16 protein-coding genes and 2 tRNA genes are annotated in these 22,056 nt (G+C 34.2%); 11 read left to right on the top strand and 7 right to left on the bottom strand.

The window, feature by feature from the left end:
- Window positions 1-231: 231 nt before the first annotated feature.
- The 7 genes from GSY47_RS05290 (at window position 232) to GSY47_RS05260 (ending at window position 11,380) form a co-directional block, all read left to right on the top strand.
- A complete protein-coding gene (locus GSY47_RS05290) occupies window positions 232-3,399 on the top strand; it encodes a SusC/RagA family TonB-linked outer membrane protein (RefSeq protein WP_179002312.1) in 3,168 nt (1,055 codons plus the stop codon).
- 11 nt (window positions 3,400-3,410) lie between these two features.
- Window positions 3,411-4,973 (top strand): RagB/SusD family nutrient uptake outer membrane protein, encoded by a 1,563-nt coding sequence (locus GSY47_RS05285; RefSeq protein WP_179002311.1) that lies wholly within the window; start codon window positions 3,411-3,413, stop codon window positions 4,971-4,973.
- Window positions 4,974-4,994: 21 nt separating this feature from the next.
- Window positions 4,995-6,068: an IPT/TIG domain-containing protein gene (locus tag GSY47_RS05280; RefSeq protein ID WP_179002310.1), complete on the top strand. Its 1,074-nt coding sequence runs from the start codon at window positions 4,995-4,997 to the stop codon at window positions 6,066-6,068.
- Between the two features lie 85 nt (window positions 6,069-6,153).
- On the top strand, window positions 6,154-7,413 hold the full coding sequence (locus GSY47_RS05275) for a fasciclin domain-containing protein (protein WP_179002309.1): 1,260 nt from the start codon (window positions 6,154-6,156) through the stop codon (window positions 7,411-7,413).
- A gap of 83 nt (window positions 7,414-7,496) precedes the next feature.
- Window positions 7,497-8,729, top strand: a complete 1,233-nt coding sequence (locus GSY47_RS05270; protein WP_179002308.1) for a glycoside hydrolase family 27 protein — start codon at window positions 7,497-7,499, stop codon at window positions 8,727-8,729.
- Between the two features lie 9 nt (window positions 8,730-8,738).
- Window positions 8,739-9,704 (top strand): glycoside hydrolase family 5 protein, encoded by a 966-nt coding sequence (locus GSY47_RS05265; RefSeq protein WP_179002307.1) that lies wholly within the window; start codon window positions 8,739-8,741, stop codon window positions 9,702-9,704.
- 587 nt (window positions 9,705-10,291) lie between these two features.
- Window positions 10,292-11,380 (top strand): outer membrane beta-barrel protein, encoded by a 1,089-nt coding sequence (locus tag GSY47_RS05260; RefSeq protein ID WP_179002306.1) that lies wholly within the window; start codon window positions 10,292-10,294, stop codon window positions 11,378-11,380.
- A gap of 333 nt (window positions 11,381-11,713) precedes the next feature.
- Here GSY47_RS05260 and GSY47_RS05255 read toward each other — a convergent pair whose 3' ends face one another.
- The 5 genes from GSY47_RS05255 to GSY47_RS05235 all read right to left on the bottom strand — a co-directional run bounded on the left by GSY47_RS05255 (window position 11,714) and on the right by GSY47_RS05235 (window position 17,351).
- Window positions 11,714-12,616 (bottom strand): N-acetylmuramoyl-L-alanine amidase, encoded by a 903-nt coding sequence (locus GSY47_RS05255; protein ID WP_179002305.1) that lies wholly within the window; start codon window positions 12,614-12,616, stop codon window positions 11,714-11,716.
- Window positions 12,617-12,642: 26 nt separating this feature from the next.
- Window positions 12,643-13,191 carry a hypothetical protein gene (locus GSY47_RS05250; RefSeq protein ID WP_179002304.1) on the bottom strand — a complete coding sequence of 183 codons (549 nt, stop codon included), beginning with the start codon at window positions 13,189-13,191 and terminating at the stop codon, window positions 12,643-12,645.
- A gap of 42 nt (window positions 13,192-13,233) precedes the next feature.
- Window positions 13,234-14,547, bottom strand: coding sequence for a 30S ribosomal protein S12 methylthiotransferase RimO (gene rimO / locus GSY47_RS05245; protein WP_091492112.1), 1,314 nt, complete (start codon window positions 14,545-14,547; stop codon window positions 13,234-13,236).
- 175 nt (window positions 14,548-14,722) lie between these two features.
- Complete coding sequence (locus GSY47_RS05240; protein WP_179002302.1) at window positions 14,723-16,264, bottom strand: OmpP1/FadL family transporter; 1,542 nt, start codon at window positions 16,262-16,264, stop codon at window positions 14,723-14,725.
- Window positions 16,265-16,304: 40 nt separating this feature from the next.
- Window positions 16,305-17,351, bottom strand: a complete 1,047-nt coding sequence (locus GSY47_RS05235) for a hypothetical protein (RefSeq protein WP_179002301.1) — start codon at window positions 17,349-17,351, stop codon at window positions 16,305-16,307.
- Window positions 17,352-17,453: 102 nt separating this feature from the next.
- Between GSY47_RS05235 and proS the strand changes: the two genes are divergently transcribed.
- The 4 genes from proS to rpsT all read left to right on the top strand — a co-directional run bounded on the left by proS (window position 17,454) and on the right by rpsT (window position 19,604).
- Window positions 17,454-18,932, top strand: coding sequence for a proline--tRNA ligase (gene proS / locus GSY47_RS05230; RefSeq protein WP_179002300.1), 1,479 nt, complete (start codon window positions 17,454-17,456; stop codon window positions 18,930-18,932).
- 78 nt (window positions 18,933-19,010) lie between these two features.
- Window positions 19,011-19,082, top strand: a tRNA-Glu gene (locus GSY47_RS05225).
- A 44-nt stretch (window positions 19,083-19,126) separates the two neighbouring features.
- Window positions 19,127-19,198 (top strand) — tRNA-Glu (locus GSY47_RS05220).
- Between the two features lie 154 nt (window positions 19,199-19,352).
- The gene (gene rpsT / locus GSY47_RS05215) at window positions 19,353-19,604 is read left to right on the top strand and encodes a 30S ribosomal protein S20 (RefSeq protein WP_091492106.1); all 252 of its coding nucleotides are present in this window, start codon (window positions 19,353-19,355) and stop codon (window positions 19,602-19,604) included.
- Between the two features lie 200 nt (window positions 19,605-19,804).
- Here the strand turns inward: rpsT and GSY47_RS05210 are convergent, their stop codons facing one another.
- Together GSY47_RS05210 and GSY47_RS05205 are read right to left on the bottom strand one after the other, a co-directional pair.
- Window positions 19,805-20,212 carry a response regulator gene (locus GSY47_RS05210; RefSeq protein WP_179002299.1) on the bottom strand — a complete coding sequence of 136 codons (408 nt, stop codon included), beginning with the start codon at window positions 20,210-20,212 and terminating at the stop codon, window positions 19,805-19,807.
- A 5-nt stretch (window positions 20,213-20,217) separates the two neighbouring features.
- Window positions 20,218-21,927: a PAS domain-containing sensor histidine kinase gene (locus GSY47_RS05205; protein ID WP_179002298.1), complete on the bottom strand. Its 1,710-nt coding sequence runs from the start codon at window positions 21,925-21,927 to the stop codon at window positions 20,218-20,220.
- Between the last annotated feature and the right edge of the window lie 129 nt (window positions 21,928-22,056).

The following is a 22,056-nucleotide window of genomic DNA, read 5'->3' as shown; positions in this document are numbered from 1 at the left end:
TCTTTTGAGGATTGTCATTGAGAATAATGTAATTTTTAATGTGTTTTATTTTGATATGTGTTTTTTTATCCGTTTAAAGTAAAAATATTATCATTAAATGATATAATATTATCGATTTGATAATTCTCTCTGTTATAGATTTGTTAAATAATTTACGAGTACAAAAATACACTCCGATTTTTTATCTCTTAAATTGGCAATCAACAAATTTAAACTAACCAAACATTTATTATGAAAAAACTAATGACTAGCTTCATTCATTGGAAGGCTAACCACAGAGCCGCTCCTTTGATATTATTTTTGTTACTGACAAGTAATTTTGTTACGGCTCAGGTAAAGGTTTCTGGAACAGTGTCGGATGACAAAGGACTATCTATTCCTGGTGCGAACATAGTGGTTACAGGTACAAAAAAAACTGCTTCAACAGATTTTGATGGAAAATATTCTATTGATGCACCTGCAAATTCTACGATTTCTGTCTCGTTTATTGGCTATGTTACACAAACTATTAATGTGAAAAATGGAGGAACAATCAATGTTGTCTTAAAGCTTAGTGCAGAGGATTTACGTGAAGTTCTGGTAAATGTAGGATATCGTAGTGTTAAGAAAAAAGATTTAACTGGTGCTATTTCTACAGTAACTTCCAAAGATATTGCAGATTCTCCACAAGTATCAGTAGATCAATTATTACAAGGGCGTGCTGCAGGGGTGGCAGTAACGAATAATTCTGGACAGCCAGGAAGTAGTGTGTCAGTGAAAATACGTGGAACTACTTCGATATCTGGAACTAACGAACCGTTGTATGTGATAGATGGTATTCCGATTTCTGGAGATGCTGCAAATACAGCTACAGGAGGATCAATTGTTACAGGTTATTTGGGGGCAAATACTGGAAATGTAACATCAAGTCCGATTGCTTTTTTGAATCCTAATGATATTGAAACAATGGATATTTTGAAAGATGCCTCAGCAACTGCTATTTATGGTTCTAGAGCGTCGAATGGGGTTGTAATTATTACTACTAAAAGAGGTAAAAAGGGAACTGGGAAAATTACATATGATTCCTATTTCTCTGTTCAAAATGTAACTCGTTTATTAGATACTATGACTTTAAGTCAATACGCAGCGCAGCAAAATGCTTTGGCCGCTGTTTACGGTGTAACGCCGAGAGACGAGTTTGCAGTGCCATCTGTTTTAGGTAAAGGAACAAATTGGCAGGATGAGATTTATAAAACGGCAATAATGAATAATCATCAGATCTCGTTTTCAGGTGCAAAAGATGGTACTAATTATTATATTTCAGGTGGTTATACCAATCAGGAAGGTATTGTTATTGGTTCAGCTTTCAAAAGATATAGTTTTAAAACGAATATTGACAGCAAACTTAAAGATTGGCTGACAGTTGGGGTTTCTCTTGGAACTGGAATTACCAATGAAGACATCACTATTAATGGTGCAAGTAATGGAATTATTAGTACTTCTATCTTGTCTACTCCTGATGTTGCGGTAAAAGATACTAATGGTAACTATGCAGGACCACCGGCAGATGGATCAATTGGTGTTTGGATCAATCCAGTGGCTTCTGCTTTGATGAATACTAATAAACTGATTAAGAAAAATTTTATAGGAAATTTTTATGCGAGCTTCAGATTGGGAAAAGGACTTGAATATAAATTTGAATTTGGAGGATCTACAAATGTGGATAATTTTGAGGGTTTTCAACCTACTTATAAATGGGGTGCCGCAGTCAGAGAGACCAACCAGCTAACAGAGAGAGCAAACAATTGGTATGGTCTTAATGTTAAAAACGTTTTAACCTATAAAGTTGATGCAGGTAATCATCATTTTAATTTCTTAGCAGCTCAAGAGGCTAATGATAGTCATTGGTTTGGAAATTCACAAACAGTTTCTGGTTTGGTAAGTAATGATGTTCATTCTATTAGTTTAGGTGATCCAGATACACTTGTGGCTTCAGAATACAAAGGAAGCTCTGCTTTTTACTCTTACTTCGGAACTTTTAATTATGATTATGATAATAGATATACTCTCCTTGCATCAATGAGGGCAGACGGAAGTTCTAATTTTGGACCAGGTCAAAAATGGGGTTACTTTCCTTCGATTTCAGGTTCTTGGAAACTTTCAAACGAAAGTTTTATGGAAGGAACTAGAGAATATATTGACAATATCAAAATTAGAGTTGGTTATGGTGAGACAGGAAACCAAAATATTGGTGGCGGTGGTTACATGAGTACCGTTCGTGCAATAAAATCGGCTATGGGTAATTTCTTTACAGTCAATAACATTGCCAATCCTGACTTAACTTGGGAGACTTCTCAACAAACCAATATAGGTTTGGATTTTACACTTTTTAAATCAAAGCTGCAAGCAACGTTTGAAGTATATAGAAAACAGTCTGCTGGATTTTTATTTGTTTTACCGTTACCTTATTATGTTACAGGAACAGATGCTTATCAAGGAGGTTTAGGAGCACCTAGTGTAAATTTAGGTAGCTTAAGAAACCAAGGTTTTGAAATGACTCTAGATTATAATAATAAGTTTGGGAAGAATTTTTCTTGGACTTCAAAAGCGACTTTCTCAACTAATAGAGGTAAATTGTTAAGCCTGCAGGATAATTTTGATTTGACTAAAGATGTAATGCTTAATGATTATACTACAAAAGCAGTAACTAAAACAATAGTTGGTCAGGCAGTTGGTCAGTTTTACGGATATCAGTCTGTTGGTATAATCAGAACGAATGAACAATTGGCAAATGCACCTATTCCTTTTACAGGAAATAAAGCGGTAAAAAGTCAGTTAGGAGACGTTGAGTATGTAGATCAAAACAAAGATGGTCTTATTGATGAAAAGGATTTGACTTATATTGGTAATCCACAGCCAAAATTCACTTATGGTTTCAACAATACATTTACCTATAAAAATATTGATTTAGGGGTTCTGTTACAAGGAGTCTATGGTAATAAAGTAATGAACTTAACAAGACGTGCTGGTACTAAAAACCAACGTTTGTATGAAAATCAATTGGCTGAAGCTGCTGATTTTTGGACACCAGAAAATACGGATGCAAAGTATCCAAGACCTGATGGTGGAGACGGACATCCAAATATAGCTATCTCTGATCGTTATGTAGAGGACGGTTCATATTTAAGAATCCAGCAAGTAACTTTAGGTTATAATCTGCCTTCTGACGTGATTTCAAAAGCGAGCATTAGTAAATTAAGATTTTATTTTGGTATTCAAAATCTTTACACATTTACCAAATACACTGGTTATGATCCAGAGGTAGGATCGTACAATCAAGATCCATTATTATCAGGAATTGATTCTGGTCGTTATCCTACCAATCGTAGTTTCACTTTTGGAATGAATTTAGAATTTTAATTACTACTCTTATGAAAAAATATATCAATATAAAGACCTTAGTTTTATTCTTAACACTAGGTTTGGCAACTACTTCTTGCAGTGAAGATTTCTTGGATCGCCCGTCTGAAGATAGTTACAGCAGTTCTGAGTTTTATAATACTGATGAGCAGGTTGCAAGAACGACTTATGGAATGTATGGTGCAATGTGGGCTCCTTACTATACTAAAAATTTTTACGCTTTGTCTGAGTTGTCATCAGGAAATTGTTTGGCTTATGCTGATGGACCAGAGTTGATTCAGTTTAAATTGACTTCTGATAGTCCAATTTTGCTTGATCCGTGGAGAGCCTGTTTTGCAATTGTAGCTCAATCTAATAATTTAATTAATAATATTGAAAAAAATGCCACTGCAAATGTGAGCAGAGACGTCATTAAAAACACTGTAGCAGAAGCGCATTTTTTTAGAGCAATAGCCTATTTTTATTTGGTGCGTTTGTATGGAACTGTGCCTATTATAGAAGATAATTTAGCATTGGCTAAGGATCCTCTGGTTAATACCAATAGAATTGAAGATGTTTATATATTTATTGAAAATGATTTGAAATTTGCAGCAGCAAATCTTAAATCAAAAATAAGATCTAGAACTCCAGGAGGAGAAAATATTTTTGTAACTCAAGGTTCAGCTGAAGCATTTTTGGCCAAAGTATATTTATATGAGAAAAAATATGCAGATTCTAAAGCAATGGCTGAAAAGGTCATTAATTCGGGTGAGTTTGGATTACTTCCAAATTTTGCAGATTTGTTTCTAACAAGTAAAAATAACAACGAAGAATCTATTTATTCTTGGCAATGGTCTGGGGCTATAAATACTTATGGAGGAGGAAATTTCTCTAATATCCAATATGGTCTGGATATTTTGAATGATAATGCTTCTTATGGAGCTACTTATGTGCCAAGTAATGATGTTCAGGATGCTTTTGAAATTGGAGATTTAAGAAGAAAAGAATCTTTTATGGTTTATGGTGATTCTTATCCAAATATGAAAGGAGACGGTGTTGTAGGTTTCGTTATGGACAAAACGAAATATCCAGATGTATTGGCTAATACAGGAGCAGCTGTTAAGAAATATGTAGTAGGTCAGGCTACCAGTGAAACAGGGCCAGCTGATTCTTGGGGAGGAATGAATAACTGTAACTATATTATGCGTTATGCTGATCTTTTATTGATTCATGCTGAGGCAACTATGGCAGGAGCTGATGAAACTACAAACGCTGCAGCAAAAGAATCATTTAATAAAGTAAGACTTAGAGCAGGTCTTGGAACTTTAGGAACAAATGTGCCTTTAACAAAAGCCGCTTTATTTCATGAACGTAGAGTTGAATTTGCTTTTGAAGGAGAATTTTGGTTTGATTTAGGGAGATTGCCACGTCAGGAAGCAATTAATATAATTTCTCAGCAAGATAGAGGTTTTGATTCTCAAGGCGTAATGCATTACACTCCTACGCCAGCTGATTTTACTTATCCAAAACCAGATATTGAAGTTAGAAAAAATCCAAAGTTGAAAGAGGCACCAGTTCCTTACAATTTCAAATAATTTTTTTAAAAGTAAATCACTATGAAAAATATAAAAAATAAAATGTTATTGAAGTTGTATTTTTTGGCTTCGATCTCAATTTTGCTTTTGGCTTCTTGTTCAAACGATGATTCGAATGGTTCCTCTGGAAATATTGAAGTAACAGGAGTTAGCAAATCTGTTGTTGATGATCCTTTGGTTGAAGGAGATCGAGAAGTCGATGTTCCTACAGACATTATTAATGCAGGAAATTATTATATCATTAGAGGATCTGGTTTCGCTACATTAAAATCGATTTCATTTAATGGATTAGAGTCTTATTTTAATCCAACATTCGTAACAGATAATGCTATTGTTGTATTGGTAGATGAAAAAACACCTTATTATAATGAAATGGATGAGATGAAGATAGTTACAGCTAAAGGAACTTTAAGTTATAAAATAGCTATCAGACCTCCAAATCCAAGTATTAAAGGGTTTCCAATTAACCCTAATGCTGGAGATATAATCACGATTAAAGGAGAGTATTTTTTGCGTCCTGTAGTTAATTTTGGAACTACAACAGTTGAGCCTATCGAGTCATCGTTGACAGAAATAAAAGTAAAAGTCCCAGATGATTTTAAATATAAATATTTATCCATAACCAATGTTTCAGGAACAACTGTTGCAAGTCAGGCGTTAGGCAGTGAGATTTATGATGATGCTCCAACTAATATTTGGGGTTGGGATGAAAAATGGGATGGAACTAATGTTTTTGATTTGGCTTATACAAAAGATTTTAGTCAGGGTTCTAAATGTATCGAATGGAAATCAGGTGAGTGGGATGGTTATTTGATAGCCCTTGCTTCTTGGAATTTTACAGATACAGATAAATTCAAAGCGGTAAGATTTTCGGTTAAAGGTGCAAAAGCTGGAAAAGTGAAGTTTTTTGTTAACGGAAATGCTGATAGTAATTTCAAGGTTGTAGAATTTAAATCTGATTCATGGACTTATATTGAAATTCCTTTTAGTGATGTAGGTAATCCAGCCGTATTAAGCAAAATTGGATGGCAGGAATTTGGTGGTTTTGGTGGAAACACAATCTTGCTTGATGATATTGGTTTAGTATTAAAATAATTCTGAAGGATTTAATAATGTATACTTCAATAGTCAAATGGAGTTTATACTGTAGAATCCATAATTAAAAACTAAAAGAGAATTTATGAAAAATATATATAATAAAGTAAAACATATTGCTGTATGCGTCTTTTTGGTTGCTACAGTTTCTTCTTGTGATAACGAAATTCAAGATATTGGAGGGGCGGAGCAAAAGTATAACACTGTATACGGGATGCTTCAGGCAAATACCAATTTAACAGTATTTACAAAAGCAATAAAATTAGCAGGACTAGAATCAACACTGGATACGCCTGATGATTATACCTATTTTGTGCCTAATGATGTTACTTTTGAAGCTTATCTAGTGGCCAACGGTTATGTAAATAATTTAGGATATCCAGATATTAATTTGGTACCCGTAGCAGATTTGAAACAGCTTGTTTTAAGTCACGTTATTAAAGGGGTTAAAAAGAGAGTGGCTAAGCTCGAAGGTGTTCAAGCAGATTATTTGGAAACAGGAGATTATGCCACAATGGCAAATGCAGTAAACCCTGATCTATATCTGCTAAGCATTAATGTAACAAACGGTGTTTTAAAAGTAAACGGATCTGATAAAGCAGCACCAGGTTTAGATTATTATGGTACAAATGGTTTTATAAATGTTTTAAGTAATGTAATAGAATTAACGCCTCCTGCTCCAGTAATTAGCGGTTTGTCGCAAGTTTTAGCTTCTCCAGGTGATGTTATTACAATTACAGGTCAAAATTTTGTAAAAGTTAAAAGTGTGAAATTTGGATCTACTTCAGCTACAATTACGGTGGTGTCAAAAACAGAGATAAAAGCAACTGTTCCAGCCGATTTTGATTCGTATGCACTTATTGTTGTAGAAACTGATTTTGGAGTTTCTGCTCCAAGCGGTATTGGACTTAAATATTTATTATACGAAGACTCATTGAAAGGATGGGGCTGGGGCTGGGGAGGTGACATTACCTGGGAAAGCACAGAAAAAGTTAGCAGAGGAACAAATGCAATTAAAAAAATTGCAGAAGCTTGGAGCGGTCTTTTTATGCATTCTGATTTAGCTCTAAATACGGCGGATTATCAGTTTGTTAAAATGTCTATATTTCCAACAGAAAGCACTAAAATTATGGTCACGATAAATAGTGATACAGGTGATTCTGCTAAAGGTACAACGGTTACTTTAGTGCCAGGGCAATGGAATAATATTTCAATTCCCATTTCAGCTTTGCATCCAGATCTTTTAAATGGAGGTAATTTTGATAGTGTATTTATTCAAGAATTTTCTGGAGGTACAATTACTCCGGGTAGTATCCTTTATATAGATGATTTAGGATTTTTATAAAATAGTTTGTTTTAGTTAGTTTAAAAATGTTCTCTGATTGAAAAATTAGGGAACATTTTTTTAAATATTTTAAATTAGAAAAAATGAAAAAAATTGCTTTACTACTTGCTTTTAGTATAACCAGTTTTGGTTTTGGTCAAGGAAATACACATAAACAGCTAGGCGGAAAATTTGAAGGTCTTGCTATGACTCCGCCAATGGGCTGGAATTCGTGGAATACTTTTGCAACCAATATTGATGAAAAGTTAGTAAAGGAAACAGCAGATATTATGGTTTCGTCTGGTTTAGTGGCAGCTGGGTATAATTATATTGTATTAGATGATGGCTGGATGACACATGATAGAGATGAAAATGGTGATTTAGTGCCTGACCCCGTAAAGTTTCCAAACGGAATGAAAGCGTTGATTGATTATGTGCATAATAAAGGTTTGAAATTTGGTTTGTATAATTGTGCAGGAACAAAAACTTGTGCAGGTTATCCCGGAACAAGAGGTTACGAATATCAAGATGCTAGATTTTATGCAAAACTAGGAATCGATTTTCTAAAGTACGATTGGTGTAATACAGAAGGAATTACGGCTAAAGAAGCTTATACAACGATGAGTAATGCGCTGAAAACGGCTGGCAGGCCAATTGTTTTCAGTCTTTGTGAATGGGGCGACAATCAGCCATGGGAATGGGGAAAACCAATTGGAAATCTTTGGAGAATTTCGGGAGATATTTATCCTTGTTTTGATTGCGAATTCAAACATCCAGAAAATTGGTCTTCTTGGGGATTCATGAAAATCGCCGATATGCGAAAAGATATTCGTAAATATTCCGGTCCAGATCATTGGAATGATTTTGATATGATGGAGGTTGGAAACGAGATGAATGACACTGAAGATAAAACACATTTTGCAATGTGGTGCATGCTGTCTTCACCTTTATTTACAGGAAATGATTACAGGAAAATGTCAAAAGAAACTTTAGCAATTTTAACCAATAAAGAACTTTTGGCAGTAAATCAGGATAAATTAGGAATTCAAGGATTTAAATATTCTGTATTAGATGGAGTAGAAGTATGGGTGAAACCCCTTTCAGATGGAGCTTGGGCAGTGAGTTTTGTAAATAGAACAGAAACAGCGAAGAAATTCAATTTTGATTGGAATAAAAACAATTTCAAAGATGTTGATTTTGGATATGAAGCATATTTTGCTAAAACAACATTCAAAATAAAAGATCTTTGGAAAAATAAAGAAGTTGGAAATACTAAAAAAATATTTAGTACTCAAATAGCTTCTCATGATGTTGTTACTTTAAAATTAATTCCTTAAAAATGTGTTATGAAATTTAAGCTTTGTCATGTCATTGTTTTTCTTTTGATTTTTGTACATGCTTCAAAAGCTCAGTTTGTAAAAAAACATGGGCAGTTAAGCGTTCAAGGAACACAGTTGGTAGATAAGAATAATAATCCAATTGTTCTTAGAGGTTTGAGTTTTGGCTGGCACAGTTTATGGCCTAGATTTTATAATGAAAAAGCAGTAAACTGGCTTAAGAAAGATTTTAATTGTAATATAGTTCGTGCTGCAATGGGAGTGGAACTTGGGGATCTCTCCTATATAAATAATCCACAGTTTTCAAAAGAAAAGATTGAAGCTGTCATAAAAGGTGCTATAAAATCAGATGTATATGTAATTATAGATTGGCACAGCCACAATATAAACTTAAAAGAAGCCAAAGAGTTTTTTGCAGAAATGTCAAAAAAGTACGCTAAGTATCCCAATATTATATATGAAGTATTTAATGAGCCCGATTATGAGACTTGGTGGGAAGTAAAAAATTATGCTGAAGAAGTAATTACAGTGATTCGAGAGAACGATCCCAATAATATTATTTTAGTGGGATGCCCTCATTGGGATCAAGATATCGATCTTCCTGCTGAAGATCCCATAACAGGTTATACTAATATAATGTATACGATGCATTTTTATGCGGCAACACACGGAAAAGAATTAAGAGACAGAACGGATGCGGCAATAAAAAGCGGTCTGCCGGTTTTTGTATCAGAATCCGCAGGAATGGAAGCTTCGGGCGATGGACCATTAAATTACCAAGCTTGGCAGGATTATATTGACTGGATGGAAGCTAAAAAGATAAGCTGGATTACTTGGTCAGTATCGGATAAAGACGAAACATGTTCAATTTTAAAGAAAACTGCTGGATCTGAAGGAAAATGGAAAGATGAGGATTTAAAAGAGTCTGGAATAAAAGTCCGAGAGTATTTAAGAAAATATAATAAGTCGGAATAATAAAAGAATAAACAGGATGGCCCGCTCAAATAAGAGCGGGCTTTTTTATTATAAACCAGTTTTTGATTCTTAAAATTGCCATTGAATGCAATGTGCTTTTAAGATTAATTTTTGTAAGAATTATTTTCTTTGATTTTTATGATTGAGTTCATGTCTATCTGTTGTTTCTGTTTGTTATTATTTTTATATTTTTTGTAGTTACCCCTAAAATTTTAGGGGTCATTATATTTTTTTATACTTTTTATGGATGTTTTTTGTTTTTAAAAAGGGTTGTTTTTTGTTTTGTGTTGTGTTTTTTGGTCTATTTGTGTAAAAGTCTGTTGTTGAATTTTCAAAAACAATTAAAGAATAATATCAAATAACTATTATTGTTAATTTAATTTTTGTAATCCGTAATTCTTCACTAAAAACGTCAAAAAAGCGGTTTTGAATTATTCTGATGATACAAAAGTTAATAAATTCGCTAATGAAAATGATGATGATTTGAAGGCGCATGAAAGGTTTTAGAAATGACTTATACTATTACATAGATATATAAACGATTAACTAACCAGAATCAATTTAATAACTAAAAACCAATTTAAAACATGAAAAAAGCATTTCACATTTTAGCCGCGATGTTAACAAGTTCTTTTGCCTTTGCCCAAGAAGAGGAAGCAGCTACTCCAGCAACCACATGGGGAGGTTCTGCAGATGCGTACTATAAATATGATTTTTCAAAACAAATGAATGGATTAACGAGCTTCACCAACTCACAGAATTCATTCGAATTAGGAATGGCGTCGATAGAAGCAGGTCATACGTTCGGAAAAGCTTCTGTTTTTGTAGACTTAGGTTTCGGAAAAAGAGCAGCAGAGTTTTCGTATAATGAAACACCGGATAAAGATGCAAGTGCAAAATTTTTAATTAAACAGTTGTATTTTACCTATAATGTAACGGATGAATTTAAGTTCGTTGCGGGTAGTTTCGGAACTCATATCGGATATGAAGTTTTAGATGCTGTAGATAACAAAAACTACAGTATGTCGTATGCTTTCTCATACGGGCCGTTCTTTAATACAGGTGTAAAAGCTCAGTATACTTCTGGGAAATTTACAGCTATGTTAGGATTAACAAATCCAACCGATTTTAAATCGGCTATGGATGCGGGATCTTACCAAAAAACGTTCATTGGACAAGTAGGGTATATTGGTGATACGGGAAGTGCTTATTTGAACTTTACAACAGGAAGTACAAATGCAATACCAGGAAGTATCATTCCGGTGTCAGATGAGAATAAAACTCAGTTTGATTTGACTGCGTCTAAAACTATTAGTGATAGTTTCTCTCTTGGGTTAAATGCGACTTATGCAAAAACAACAAATGATTTTGATAGCGCTTTAGACGGAGAATGGTTTTCAATAGTTGGATATGCTAATTATTCTTTCAGTCCATCATTGTTGCTGGCTTACAGAATGGAGTATTTTGATGCTAAAGATGCAGCGCCAAGTATGGGAACATTAACAGGATCTAGTGTATTTGCAAACACAGTTTCTTTAAATTACAAAGTTGGAAAACTTACAATTATTCCTGAGCTAAGATACGATGCAGCGTCTGAAGATATATTCTTAGATAAAGATGCATTGCCAACAGGAGGAAGCTTCTATGCTTTAATTGCAACAACATACTCTTTCTAGAGATAAAGATTGATATTTTTTTTTTTTTTTGGAGCTGTCGAAACATATTAATGTTTTGGCAGCTTTTTTATTTTTAAGAATTATGAGTTTGGGGTTAAGAGTTAGAGGTTAAGAGTTGCAAGCTAGAAGTGAAAGTTGCAACTGTACATTATTAAATCGATTATAGCTGTGAAAAAATATTATTTGTTGTATTTATCACTGTAGAGATGCACCGCAGTGCATCTTTTTGCACACCATATTCTTATTGTTTTTTTCAAGTATGAGAGAGTATATAAATAAAAAAAACGCATTTCCTTATAGAAATGCGTTATATATCTTTAAGCCAATAATTATTTATTGAACTTGTTTTTTGTAAATGGAGTAGATAGTATCAATTGTTTTTCTATCTAAAGTTGAGGTTGTATCTGTTTGAATATAATGTAACTTGAATGCCTGAATTGCTGAGGTAAGATTTTTGGTATTATAACCTATAATTCTAAGAGCAGGTTCGATTTTAAAATCAAATGGCGCAGGTTCTAAAACTTCGTCCTGCCAGATTCCAAAGCCTTTTTCTGCAAGTGTTTTCCACGGAAACAATGCACTTGGATCTTGTTTTCTTCCTGGAGCAATATCGGCATGACCTATGAAGTTTTGAGTTGGAATATTGTAATCCTTTTTCAATTTTGTCAATAAAGCGACTAAACTGCTGATTTGTGCTTCTGTAAAAGGTTTAAAACCATTGTTATCAAGCTCAATTCCAATAGAGCAGGAGTTTAAATCGGTTACTTTTCCCCAAGTTGAGTTTCCTGCATGCCAAGCTCTAAGGTAATCATTAAGCATCTGAACTACTTTTCCATTTTCAGAAATGACATAATGAGCACTTACCTGTGTTTTGGTTTTGGTAAAAGTATTAATAGTCTGTTGTAATGAATCTTGAGCAGTATGATGGATGATAACGAAACTTGGTTTTCTTAAATTGAAATTTACCGTTCCAATCCATTCTGTGTTAATCCCATTTTGCAGATAAGTTGAATTTGTTTTGGATAAAGTATCCTTTACAATTTTCAACTGCTGTGCATAGGTAGTATCAATAACAACTGCGGCAGCTGGAATTGGCTGTGCTTCTTTGCTGGTGATCTGGTTTTCTAAAGTTTTTAGCTGCTGGTCGTACGCTTTTTCGGTAGTCTTGTATGGATTAGTAGAACAAGCGCTGATAATTACGGCTAAAATCAGATAACAAAAATGCTTTTTTGTCATAATTCGTTGTTTATAAGTTTAAACGATTATTCTTCAATTTTCGTATCTGCGTTTTCTTTTACTTCTTTAGAGTCTTTAGAATCCTTATTTTTTTTCTTTTTAGTCTTACCTGTTTTGCCTTCTTTCAATTTTTCCATGAAAGTCTTATAAGGTTCAACTTGATCGGGATTTAAAAAGGAGATTATTTTTTTATCAGTAGTTTCTCGTAGAGCTTTCATTTGCTCAATTTTTAAATCTTGATTGCTGCTCTCATTTTTTAATAAAATGCCTTGTTCTCTTAAGCTGTCTGCTAAAACATTTGTAATGGCAATTGCTTGTAGATCATCAAGTTTAAGTTCTGGTTTCATCTGTTCAGTAATTTTACTGGCAGTTTCTTCCACAGGAATTTCTTTAGGTTTGCTTTGTGAGCCTTGCCCTTGTCCTGCCATCATACTTCTATCCATTCCCATTCCGCCGCCTCTTCCATAACCGTTACCATAGCCATTATTATAGTAGCCGTTTCCATATTGTGCAGAAACAGAGTTGAAACAAAATAAAGTAAAAACGAAAATAATTAAGTTTTGTGTAAGTTTCATAAAAGTATTTTTGTCTAGTTTTAACAATTGTTCAGCGTAAATTTAAGCAGGTTCTCCGTATAAATCAAATTCTGTAGCTTCAATTATTTTTATATTAACAAATTCACCTGTTTTTACATAATGTTTAGATGCGTCTATTAAAACTTCATTGTCAACATCAGGGCTGTCAAATTCAGTACGTCCTACAAAGTGAGCTCCTTCTTTTCTGTCAATGATGCATTTGAAAACCTTGCCCACTTTTTCTTGGTTTAAGTCCCATGAAATTTGAGATTGTAATTCCATAATTTCATTTGCTCTTGCTTGTTTTACATCATCTGGAACATCGTCTTCTAATAAGTAAGCATGAGTATTTTCTTCATGAGAATAAGCAAAACATCCCATTCTGTCAAATTTCATTTCTTGAACAAAATCTTTCAAAATTTCAAAATCTTCCTGAGTTTCGCCGGGATAACCAACAATAAGAGTAGTTCTAATTGCCATTCCAGGAACTGCCGCTCGGAAATCTTTCAACAATTGAGTTGTTTTTGCTTGAGTAGTTCCACGTCGCATTGATTTCAAGATTGAATCTGAAATATGTTGTAACGGAATATCTATGTAATTACAGATTTTTGGTTCACGTTTCATGACATCCAAAACATCCATTGGGAAACCTGTTGGGAATGCATAATGCAGACGAATCCATTCTATACCTTCAACTTTAACCAAGGCTTCAAGTAATTCGGCAAGATTTCTTTTTTTATAAAGATCAAGACCGTAATAAGTTAAGTCCTGAGCAATTAAAATCAATTCTTTAACGCCATTTTTAGCAAGTCCTTCAGCTTCTTTAACTAATTTTTCAATTGGTTGAGAAACGTGAGAACCTCTCATTAGCGGAATTGCACAAAAACTGCAAGGCCTGTCACATCCTTCTGCGATTTTTAAATAGGCATAGTTTTTTGGAGTGGTAGTTAAACGTTCTCCAAGAAGCTCATGTTTATAATCAGCTCCTAAAGCTTTTAATAATTGAGGCAATTCTGTAGTCCCAAAATATTGATCTACATTCGGAATTTCTTTTTCTAAGTCTGGTCTGTAACGCTCAGACAAACATCCTGTTACGAATACTTTGTCAACAAGTCCTCTGTCTTTTTTATCGGCGTATTCCAAAATCATGTTTACTGATTCTGCTTTTGCATTGTCAATAAAACCACAAGTGTTGATTACAATAATGTTTCCTTCTTTTTCTGCTGGAGCTTCATGTTCAACTTCTTTTCCATTAGCGCGCAGCTGTCCCATAAGGACTTCACTGTCATAAACATTTTTTGAACACCCAAGAGTGATTACGTTAATTTTGTTCTTTTTTAAAGACTTGGTTCTCATACTTTTATAAATTGGAGTGCAAAATTACACTTTTTTATTCAAACACCGCTTGTTTCGGTTTTATTTAGGTGTTTTTTGTGAAGGTTTTTTGAATGGAAGACAGCTGTTTTACGGATAAAAAAAATCCGCCAAATTGATTTTTGACGGAAATCTTCATTCATCTATTTATTCTTAATTACAATTCAAATAATAAAGTAAGGGTTACATTGTTGAGTTTTGAATTGATGTTAGCTGCATCTGTAAAACCTTTTGAGAAAAAACCTTGGTTTGATTTTCTTTCTAAATAAGAATAAGCTAAATCTAACTTTGTTGATCCAAAGCTATAGCCTAAACCACCAGAATAGCTGTTCAAGTCTCCAATTGTAGTTCCGTTTTTATAAGGGCTGCCTTCAAAACGATAACCGCCTCTTAAACTTAGTTGTTTAATTTTGTATTCAGCTCCAATTCTTAGTTCTCCTGCAGTGGTCAGACTGTTGCTGATGTCTCTATTGATTCTTGAAAAACCTTCGTCATTTATTGGTTTGAATTTTGAATTTCCATAATCTTTTATTGCATAATCAATGCTTAATAAACCTGATTTTCCAAAAACGTATGCAGCACTGAAAGTCCATTTCGCAGGAGTTTGTAAGGTGTACGATTCATATACATTAACAACATTTGGATTTATTGGATTGTCAAAAGATGCTCCTGAACTGGTTTCTGTTGTTGTGTAGAGACTTTGAGAAAGCTCATCATATAACTCGTACCATGTATTAGATTCGTAAGCGACACCAAGTCTAAAGGCTTCTGTTACTTTGCCTATTGCTCCAAGTTGGAATGAAAATCCATTTCCATAAGTGTATAGCTCATTGTTGAAACGCAAATTTGAAATTGTTTCGTAGGTTTCTAAGGGGTTTTTGTTGTACTCATAAAAACTTGATGATCTCCTATAGTCAGTGACGTGAACGTTTAAGTTTGCTCCAAAATACAATCTTTCTTTGTATGAAGTTGCAATGTTGAAACTTACTTTACTGTTGTATCCTCTGGTGTAAACTTCGTTTTCTTGATGATAATTTCCGTTTTCTCCAGGCGCACCTGCTGGTACATTTGTTACGTATTGAGTGTTGTTGTCGTCTAAGGGGTTTACAGGATTAATTACGTAGCCTCTATATCCAAAATAGGCTTGCTGTTCTGCGAAAAATTGATCTCTGTAGTCTAAATTTTTAATAACGCCTAATGGAACTCCGTTATTTTGTCCTGGTTCGCCATTGGCATATGCTAGGAAATAGCCGTCAATTGATTTGGTTGGGTTTATTCCGGCAGAAAATATATTATTATTAAAATTATTTGTGTTTTCGTATGTGGCACCAATTGCAATTTTACTCCATTTATTCGAAGGGTTTCGGTCTTTAAAAACAAAAACTCCGCCTGCCTGGTTTAGGATGAATGAATTCGCTTTATCTGAAGTTTGATTCCCATAATATTCTGAATTGTTTTTAATATTCTGATTGCTAAAAGATACTCCGACTTGATTTGTATTAAAGATTGCAGATCCAGCAGGATTGACGCTTAGGGAAGATAAATCTCCTCCAACAGCTCCGAAAGCACCGCTCATGGCTCTAAATCGTGCGGTTCCGGTCAGGTTGTCTTGAGAATAACGTATGGCATCTGAAACTTCTTGAGAATATGACGCGCTGACAGTCATTCCTGTTATTAGTAGGAATAGTATTTTTTTCATTTGGATAAGTTTTAGTTTGAATTAGTTTACTGAGGAAAAATTATCTTCTTCCTCCGCCGCCACCGCCAGATCTCATGCCTCCGCCACCGCCTCCGCCAGACGATCTCATGCTTCCTCCTCCGCTGTTATTCATAGAACGTGATGGGCTAGGAGTGTAGTTTCTAGATGAACTGCTGTTGTTGCTAGGTGTGTAGCTTCTGTTTGTTGTGCCACTATTGTTGTAAGATCTTCTGTTAGCAGAGTTGCTGTAATCTGTGCTATTGTTGTAGCTTCTTCTATTTGTAAAGGTAGGACTGTCTGTGCCTCTATTATAGGTAGAGTTTGAGCTTCTTCTAAAGTCTGTGTAACCGTTAGATGATCTATTAGTGGTGTAATTTCTGTTGGTTGTGTAGCTACTTCTATTTGTAGTATAGCTTCTGTTAGTGGTGTAATTTCTATTTGTTGTAAAACCTCTGTTAGAAGAAGTATAGTTTCTATTGTTAGTGTAGTATCTATTTCCGTAGTAGGCAGCAGAGCCTCTTCTTCCGTAGCTATAGTTGTAGTTGTTGTAGCCATAATATCCGCCACCCCAATATCCTGGATAACCCCAGCCACCTCCCCAGTAGCCTGGATAACCCCAGCCACCCCAGTAGCCTGGATATCCCCAGCCAGCTCCCCAGTAGCCTCCGCCCCAGTAACCGCCGTAACCCCATCCGTAGTATGGATATCCCCATCCAAATCCCATTGACCATGTTGGGCTGGTATAGAAGTTTACTGAAACGTCAGAACTGCTGCTTCCCCATGCAGGATAGCCTACAGAGGCAGTTTGAGTGCTGTCGCTTTCTGAGTAGTTAGTATAGTTGTCAACGTCTGTAAAAATTTCAGTTGGCTGATCGTCGTCTTGCAAAGATCTGAAGTATTCTTTGTATTGATTGCTTGTGCCATTAGATTGTTGCACGTAGCGGTTTGATGATGAGTTACCATATACACCGTCATTATCGTAATAAGATGAATTTTGGTAAGAACCACACGACGCTAGTAATAAACTCACTAATCCAATTATGTAAAAATGATTAGAGTTTCGGCGAAGAGAAATGTTAGTTTTCATATCTGTGGTGATTTTTATTGTTGCACATTACAAAAATAGTTAGTTTTGTCAAACTATTTAGTTAAAATTATTGAAAACAAAATTTGTGCCAAACTATATAATATGAGTAAGAACCTCACTACAAGATCAGAAGATTATTCGAAATGGTATAACGAGCTGGTTGTTAAGGCAGATCTAGCTGAAAATTCAGGAGTTAGAGGATGTATGGTGATTAAGCCGTACGGATATGCCATTTGGGAAAAAATGCAGGCTGAATTAGATCGTATGTTCAAAGAAACGGGACATCAAAATGCTTATTTTCCTTTATTCGTGCCTAAGAGCATGTTTGAGGCTGAAGAGACAAATGCTGAAGGATTTGCAAAAGAATGTGCTGTTGTAACACATTACAGATTAAAAAATGATGAAGAAAGACCTGGGAAATTAATGGTTGATCCAAACGCTAAATTGGAAGAGGAGCTTATTGTTCGTCCAACCAGTGAGGCAATTATCTGGTCTACATATAAAGGATGGGTGCAATCTTATAGAGATTTGCCTTTATTGATCAATCAATGGGCAAATGTGGTTCGTTGGGAAATGCGTACGCGTTTGTTTTTAAGAACTGCTGAGTTTTTATGGCAGGAAGGACATACGGCTCACGCTACAAAAGCAGAAGCTATTGAAGAGTCTGAAAAAATGATGAATGTTTATGCTGATTTTGCTGAAAATTTTATGGCTATTCCAGTGGTAAAAGGATTCAAAACAGAAACAGAGCGTTTTGCGGGTGCTGATGAAACGTACTGTATTGAAGCATTAATGCAAGATGGAAAAGCATTACAAGCTGGAACATCGCACTTTTTAGGTCAGAACTTTGCAAAAGCTTTTGATGTTAAGTTTGCTAATGCAGAAGGAAAACAAGAGCATGTTTGGGGAACATCATGGGGGGTTTCAACTCGTTTGATGGGGGCTTTAATCATGACACATTCTGATGATCAAGGTTTGGTGTTGCCTCCAAATTTGGCGCCAATACAAGTCGTTATTGTTCCGATTCATAAAACTGATGAGCAATTAGCTCAGATTACGACTGCAGTTAATGAGTTAACAGCAAAATTAAGAAAGCTAAAAATCTCAGTTAAATATGATGATAGAACAACTCAAAAACCAGGATTTAAATTTGCGGAATGGGAATTAAAAGGTGTTCCTGTTAGAATTGCTGTTGGTCCAAAAGATTTAGAAAATGGAACTTTTGAGGTGGCAAGACGTGATAATTTGACGAAAGAAGTTGTTGCCAGCGAAAATATTGTTGATCATGTAAATAATCTTTTAGAGCAGGTTCAAAAAGATTTATTTGATAAAGCTTTGAATTATCGTAATACTCATATTACGGAAGTAAATAGTTTTGAGGAATTTAAGGAAGTTTTGGAAGGTAAAGGAGGTTTTATTTCAGCTCATTGGGATGGAACTGCAGCAACTGAAGAAAAAATAAAAGACTTAACAAAAGCAACCATTCGTTGTATTCCTTTGGATGCTGTTGAGGAGGTTGGAGCCTGTGTGTTTACTGGGAATCCTTCTTCTAAAAGAGTGCTTTTTGCAAAGGCGTATTAAAAAATTATAAAAAAAATAGCATCAGCTATTGTGCAGATAAAAAATAGATGTATCTTTGCATCCGCATTAGAGAAGCACGGTCCGTTCGTCTATCGGTTAGGACGCCAGGTTTTCATCCTGGTAAGGGGGGTTCGATTCCCCCACGGACTACAAGTTATATTACATATTGAATAGTTTCCAACTTAGGAGAATTAGGTCCGTTCGTCTAGGGGTTAGGACGCCAGGTTTTCATCCTGGTAACAGGGGTTCGATTCCCCTACGGACTACAAAATTAGTTGTAAATAAGTTTTGTAAAATAAAAATTGGTGTCTCGGTTTTTATTTTATTAGTTAAAACCAAAGTGATTGTTTTTACAATTGTGGGAGGTTTTTCTTTTTTAACTAGTATTTATAATAATTATTACATCTAAAATTAAAGAAAATGGCAAATCATAAGTCAGCATTAAAAAGAATCAGAAGTAACGAAAAGAAAAGAGTTCTTAACAGATATCAACATAAAACTACTCGTAATGCTATTAAAGCGTTAAGATTAGCTACTGATAAATCTGATGCTGCTGCTAAATTATCTACTGTAATCTCTATGATTGATAAATTAGCTAAAAAGAACATCATTCATGATAATAAAGCTTCTAACTTGAAGTCTAAATTAACTAAACACGTTGCTAAATTGTAATTAAACAATTTGCTAAAGATATAAAAGTCCTCTTTTAGAGGACTTTTTTTGTTTTATTCCAGTTGGTAAGGCCAAGAATAAAAAAATCCAGATTTCAATTTTTATGACAATTGAAATCTGGATTTTTTATTTGCGAAATCTAATGTTTAAAAACTTTAGTTTTTTTGGAGTTTAGAATCTAATATAGTTAAAAATGAACCTCATAGGCTTATTTTTTTCTTAAGATATTCTAGCATTGGAATTGTAATTGGTTTTGACAGGAAGTCAATGATAATCGGATATTTTTTTGCTTTGGCTAGATCTTCGGGGTCAATTGTAGAAGATAGGACAATTACAGGAACAGAATTGAATGTATTATAATCTGGCGAAGTGAAATGATCTAAAAATTCCCAGCCACCCATTATAGGCATATTTAGGTCCAGAAAAATTAATTCCGGCTTTTTTTTGCTTTTATCGTTGGTGTATTTTAAGGTGTTGAAATGATGGAGTGCTTCTTCACCGTTCTGAGCTGTAATAACTTCATGTGAAAATGAAGATTTAGAAATTACTTTTTTGCATAACATCAGCGTGATGGGGTCATCGTCGATGCATAAAATCTGCTCGAGCATAATAATTAGTTTTTAAATGTTATTGTAAATGTGGTTCCCTTGTTGACTTCGCTTTCTATAGAAATTATTCCTCCCATTGTTTCTACCTGCGATTTTACAAGATAAAGGCCTAATCCTTTACTATCTGGATAATTATGGAATCTTTGATAAAGTCCGAATATTTTATCTCGATTTCTTTCTAAGTCAATTCCAATTCCATTGTCTTTAAAGGTTAATATCGTTTTGTTGTCTATCTTATCGGCTGTAATTGATATTTTTAATTTTCTATTTTCTGATTTGTATTTAATTGAGTTGGTCAGTAGATTTAGTAAAATACTTTCAAGATACGCTTTGTTTGTATTAAGTTCTGGAACCTTGTCAAATTTAAGTTTGATTATTGGTTTATGCAGTTCTATCTGAAATGATAGCTGGCTGAAGACATTTTCAAAAACTTCTTTTAAAGAGACTTCTTCTTTTTGCATTGAAGGGTTGTCTTTTATGATAATAACTTTTACTAAGTCATTTATGGTTTCGTTTAATAAATGTGTTGATTTGGTGAAGCCAGCTAAAATTTCTTCCAATTCTTCATTTTCTAATGGAATATCTTCCATGAGATTTAATAATCCAATTAAATTCGATAAAGGCGCTCTCAGGTTATGAGAGGTGATGTAGGAGAATTGTTTTAAATCTTTATTGTTCTGTGTTAATTCGCGAATAAGATGTTCTTTTTCTGTTTCCAGTTTTTTCTCATCAGTGATATCTCGTTGTATTGAGATCCAATGAGAAATAACGCCTTCGTTATTGAAAATTGGAATCATAGAAAAACGTACCCAATATTCTTCTTTGTTTTTAGTATAAGTTATGGTTTCGATTAAACATTCTTCTTCATTTTTGATGGCTTTTAAGAGTTTCTTTAGCTCTTCAGAGTCGGAATTTGGTCCTTTAAAAATGTTTGGAGATTTTCCGATTATTTCATTGGATAGATAACCAGACATTTGTGAAAATGCGGGATTAACGTATACAATTTTTGGAATTTTTCCATCAGGAGAATTGGCTTCAGTAATTAAAATAGAATCTTTAGATTGTGTAATTACTGTTTCGAGAAGTTTTAAACGTTGTTCTTCTTCTTTTTGTTTTGTGATGTCCTGAATGGCTCCAATCATTCTGATGGCTCTGCCGTTTTCGTCCTTTAATAAAAAGCCTCTGTCGAGAACATATTTATAAGTTCCGTCAGCGCATCTAAAGCGATATTGATCCTGCCATTTTTCCGTTTTTTGTTCAATAAAAGAATATAGTTTTATTGACATTCGGATACTATCTTCCGGGTGAATTTTGTCAAACCACCATTTAGAAGTTTTGCCTACTTCTTCGGGATTATAACCAAAAACACCTTCTATGCCTTTATTCCAGTTAATACTGTCCTCTTGTATTTTCCAATCCCAAATAGTATCGCTTGTTGCTTTTGCTACAATGTCATATTTCTCATTAGATTCTTTTATTTCTTCGTTGGTTTTGTTTAGCTTTTCAAAAATTGTTTTGCTTCTTTTTTCGTTTTTTGAAAGTATAAATCTAAAGACCAATCCTGTAATTAAGATGAATATAATGTCTTTTATAAGGGATAAATACAAGTATTCTGAAGATGAAAAGTAACCTATGAGCAGTTTATGACATAAAACAGCCGTAAGTATCGAGATGATGGTGTAAATAAGAGTAATTTGGAGAGTTTTACTTTTCATTACTCCAAATATAGTTAAATTAACTATAACTAAACATATGTTAATACTATTTTGGGAGCTATATTTTGGCGTTTTGTATTAACTAATTGATTGTATATACGCAAACTATGATAGAAACATTTTTTTTTA

Source organism: Flavobacterium quisquiliarum, assembly GCF_019308285.1.
In the GTDB taxonomy this organism is placed as follows: Bacteria; Bacteroidota; Bacteroidia; order Flavobacteriales; family Flavobacteriaceae; genus Flavobacterium; species Flavobacterium quisquiliarum.
This window is presented reverse-complemented; position numbering and strand designations above follow the sequence as displayed.

Bases quoted from the DNA above. Each gene is read 5' to 3' on its own strand.
- GSY47_RS05290 (WP_179002312.1), top strand. From the start codon at position 232: ATGAAAAAACTAATGACTAGCTTCATTCATTGGAAGGCTAACCACAGA.
- GSY47_RS05285 (WP_179002311.1), top strand. From the start codon at position 3,411: ATGAAAAAATATATCAATATAAAGACCTTAGTTTTATTCTTAACACTA.
- GSY47_RS05280 (WP_179002310.1), top strand. From the start codon at position 4,995: ATGAAAAATATAAAAAATAAAATGTTATTGAAGTTGTATTTTTTGGCT.
- GSY47_RS05275 (WP_179002309.1), top strand. From the start codon at position 6,154: ATGAAAAATATATATAATAAAGTAAAACATATTGCTGTATGCGTCTTT.
- GSY47_RS05270 (WP_179002308.1), top strand. From the start codon at position 7,497: ATGAAAAAAATTGCTTTACTACTTGCTTTTAGTATAACCAGTTTTGGT.
- GSY47_RS05265 (WP_179002307.1), top strand. From the start codon at position 8,739: ATGAAATTTAAGCTTTGTCATGTCATTGTTTTTCTTTTGATTTTTGTA.
- GSY47_RS05260 (WP_179002306.1), top strand. From the start codon at position 10,292: ATGAAAAAAGCATTTCACATTTTAGCCGCGATGTTAACAAGTTCTTTT.
- GSY47_RS05255 (WP_179002305.1), bottom strand. From the start codon at position 12,616: ATGACAAAAAAGCATTTTTGTTATCTGATTTTAGCCGTAATTATCAGC.
- GSY47_RS05250 (WP_179002304.1), bottom strand. From the start codon at position 13,191: ATGAAACTTACACAAAACTTAATTATTTTCGTTTTTACTTTATTTTGT.
- rimO (WP_091492112.1), bottom strand. From the start codon at position 14,547: ATGAGAACCAAGTCTTTAAAAAAGAACAAAATTAACGTAATCACTCTT.
- GSY47_RS05240 (WP_179002302.1), bottom strand. From the start codon at position 16,264: ATGAAAAAAATACTATTCCTACTAATAACAGGAATGACTGTCAGCGCG.
- GSY47_RS05235 (WP_179002301.1), bottom strand. From the start codon at position 17,351: ATGAAAACTAACATTTCTCTTCGCCGAAACTCTAATCATTTTTACATA.
- proS (WP_179002300.1), top strand. From the start codon at position 17,454: ATGAGTAAGAACCTCACTACAAGATCAGAAGATTATTCGAAATGGTAT.
- rpsT (WP_091492106.1), top strand. From the start codon at position 19,353: ATGGCAAATCATAAGTCAGCATTAAAAAGAATCAGAAGTAACGAAAAG.
- GSY47_RS05210 (WP_179002299.1), bottom strand. From the start codon at position 20,212: ATGCTCGAGCAGATTTTATGCATCGACGATGACCCCATCACGCTGATG.
- GSY47_RS05205 (WP_179002298.1), bottom strand. From the start codon at position 21,927: ATGAAAAGTAAAACTCTCCAAATTACTCTTATTTACACCATCATCTCG.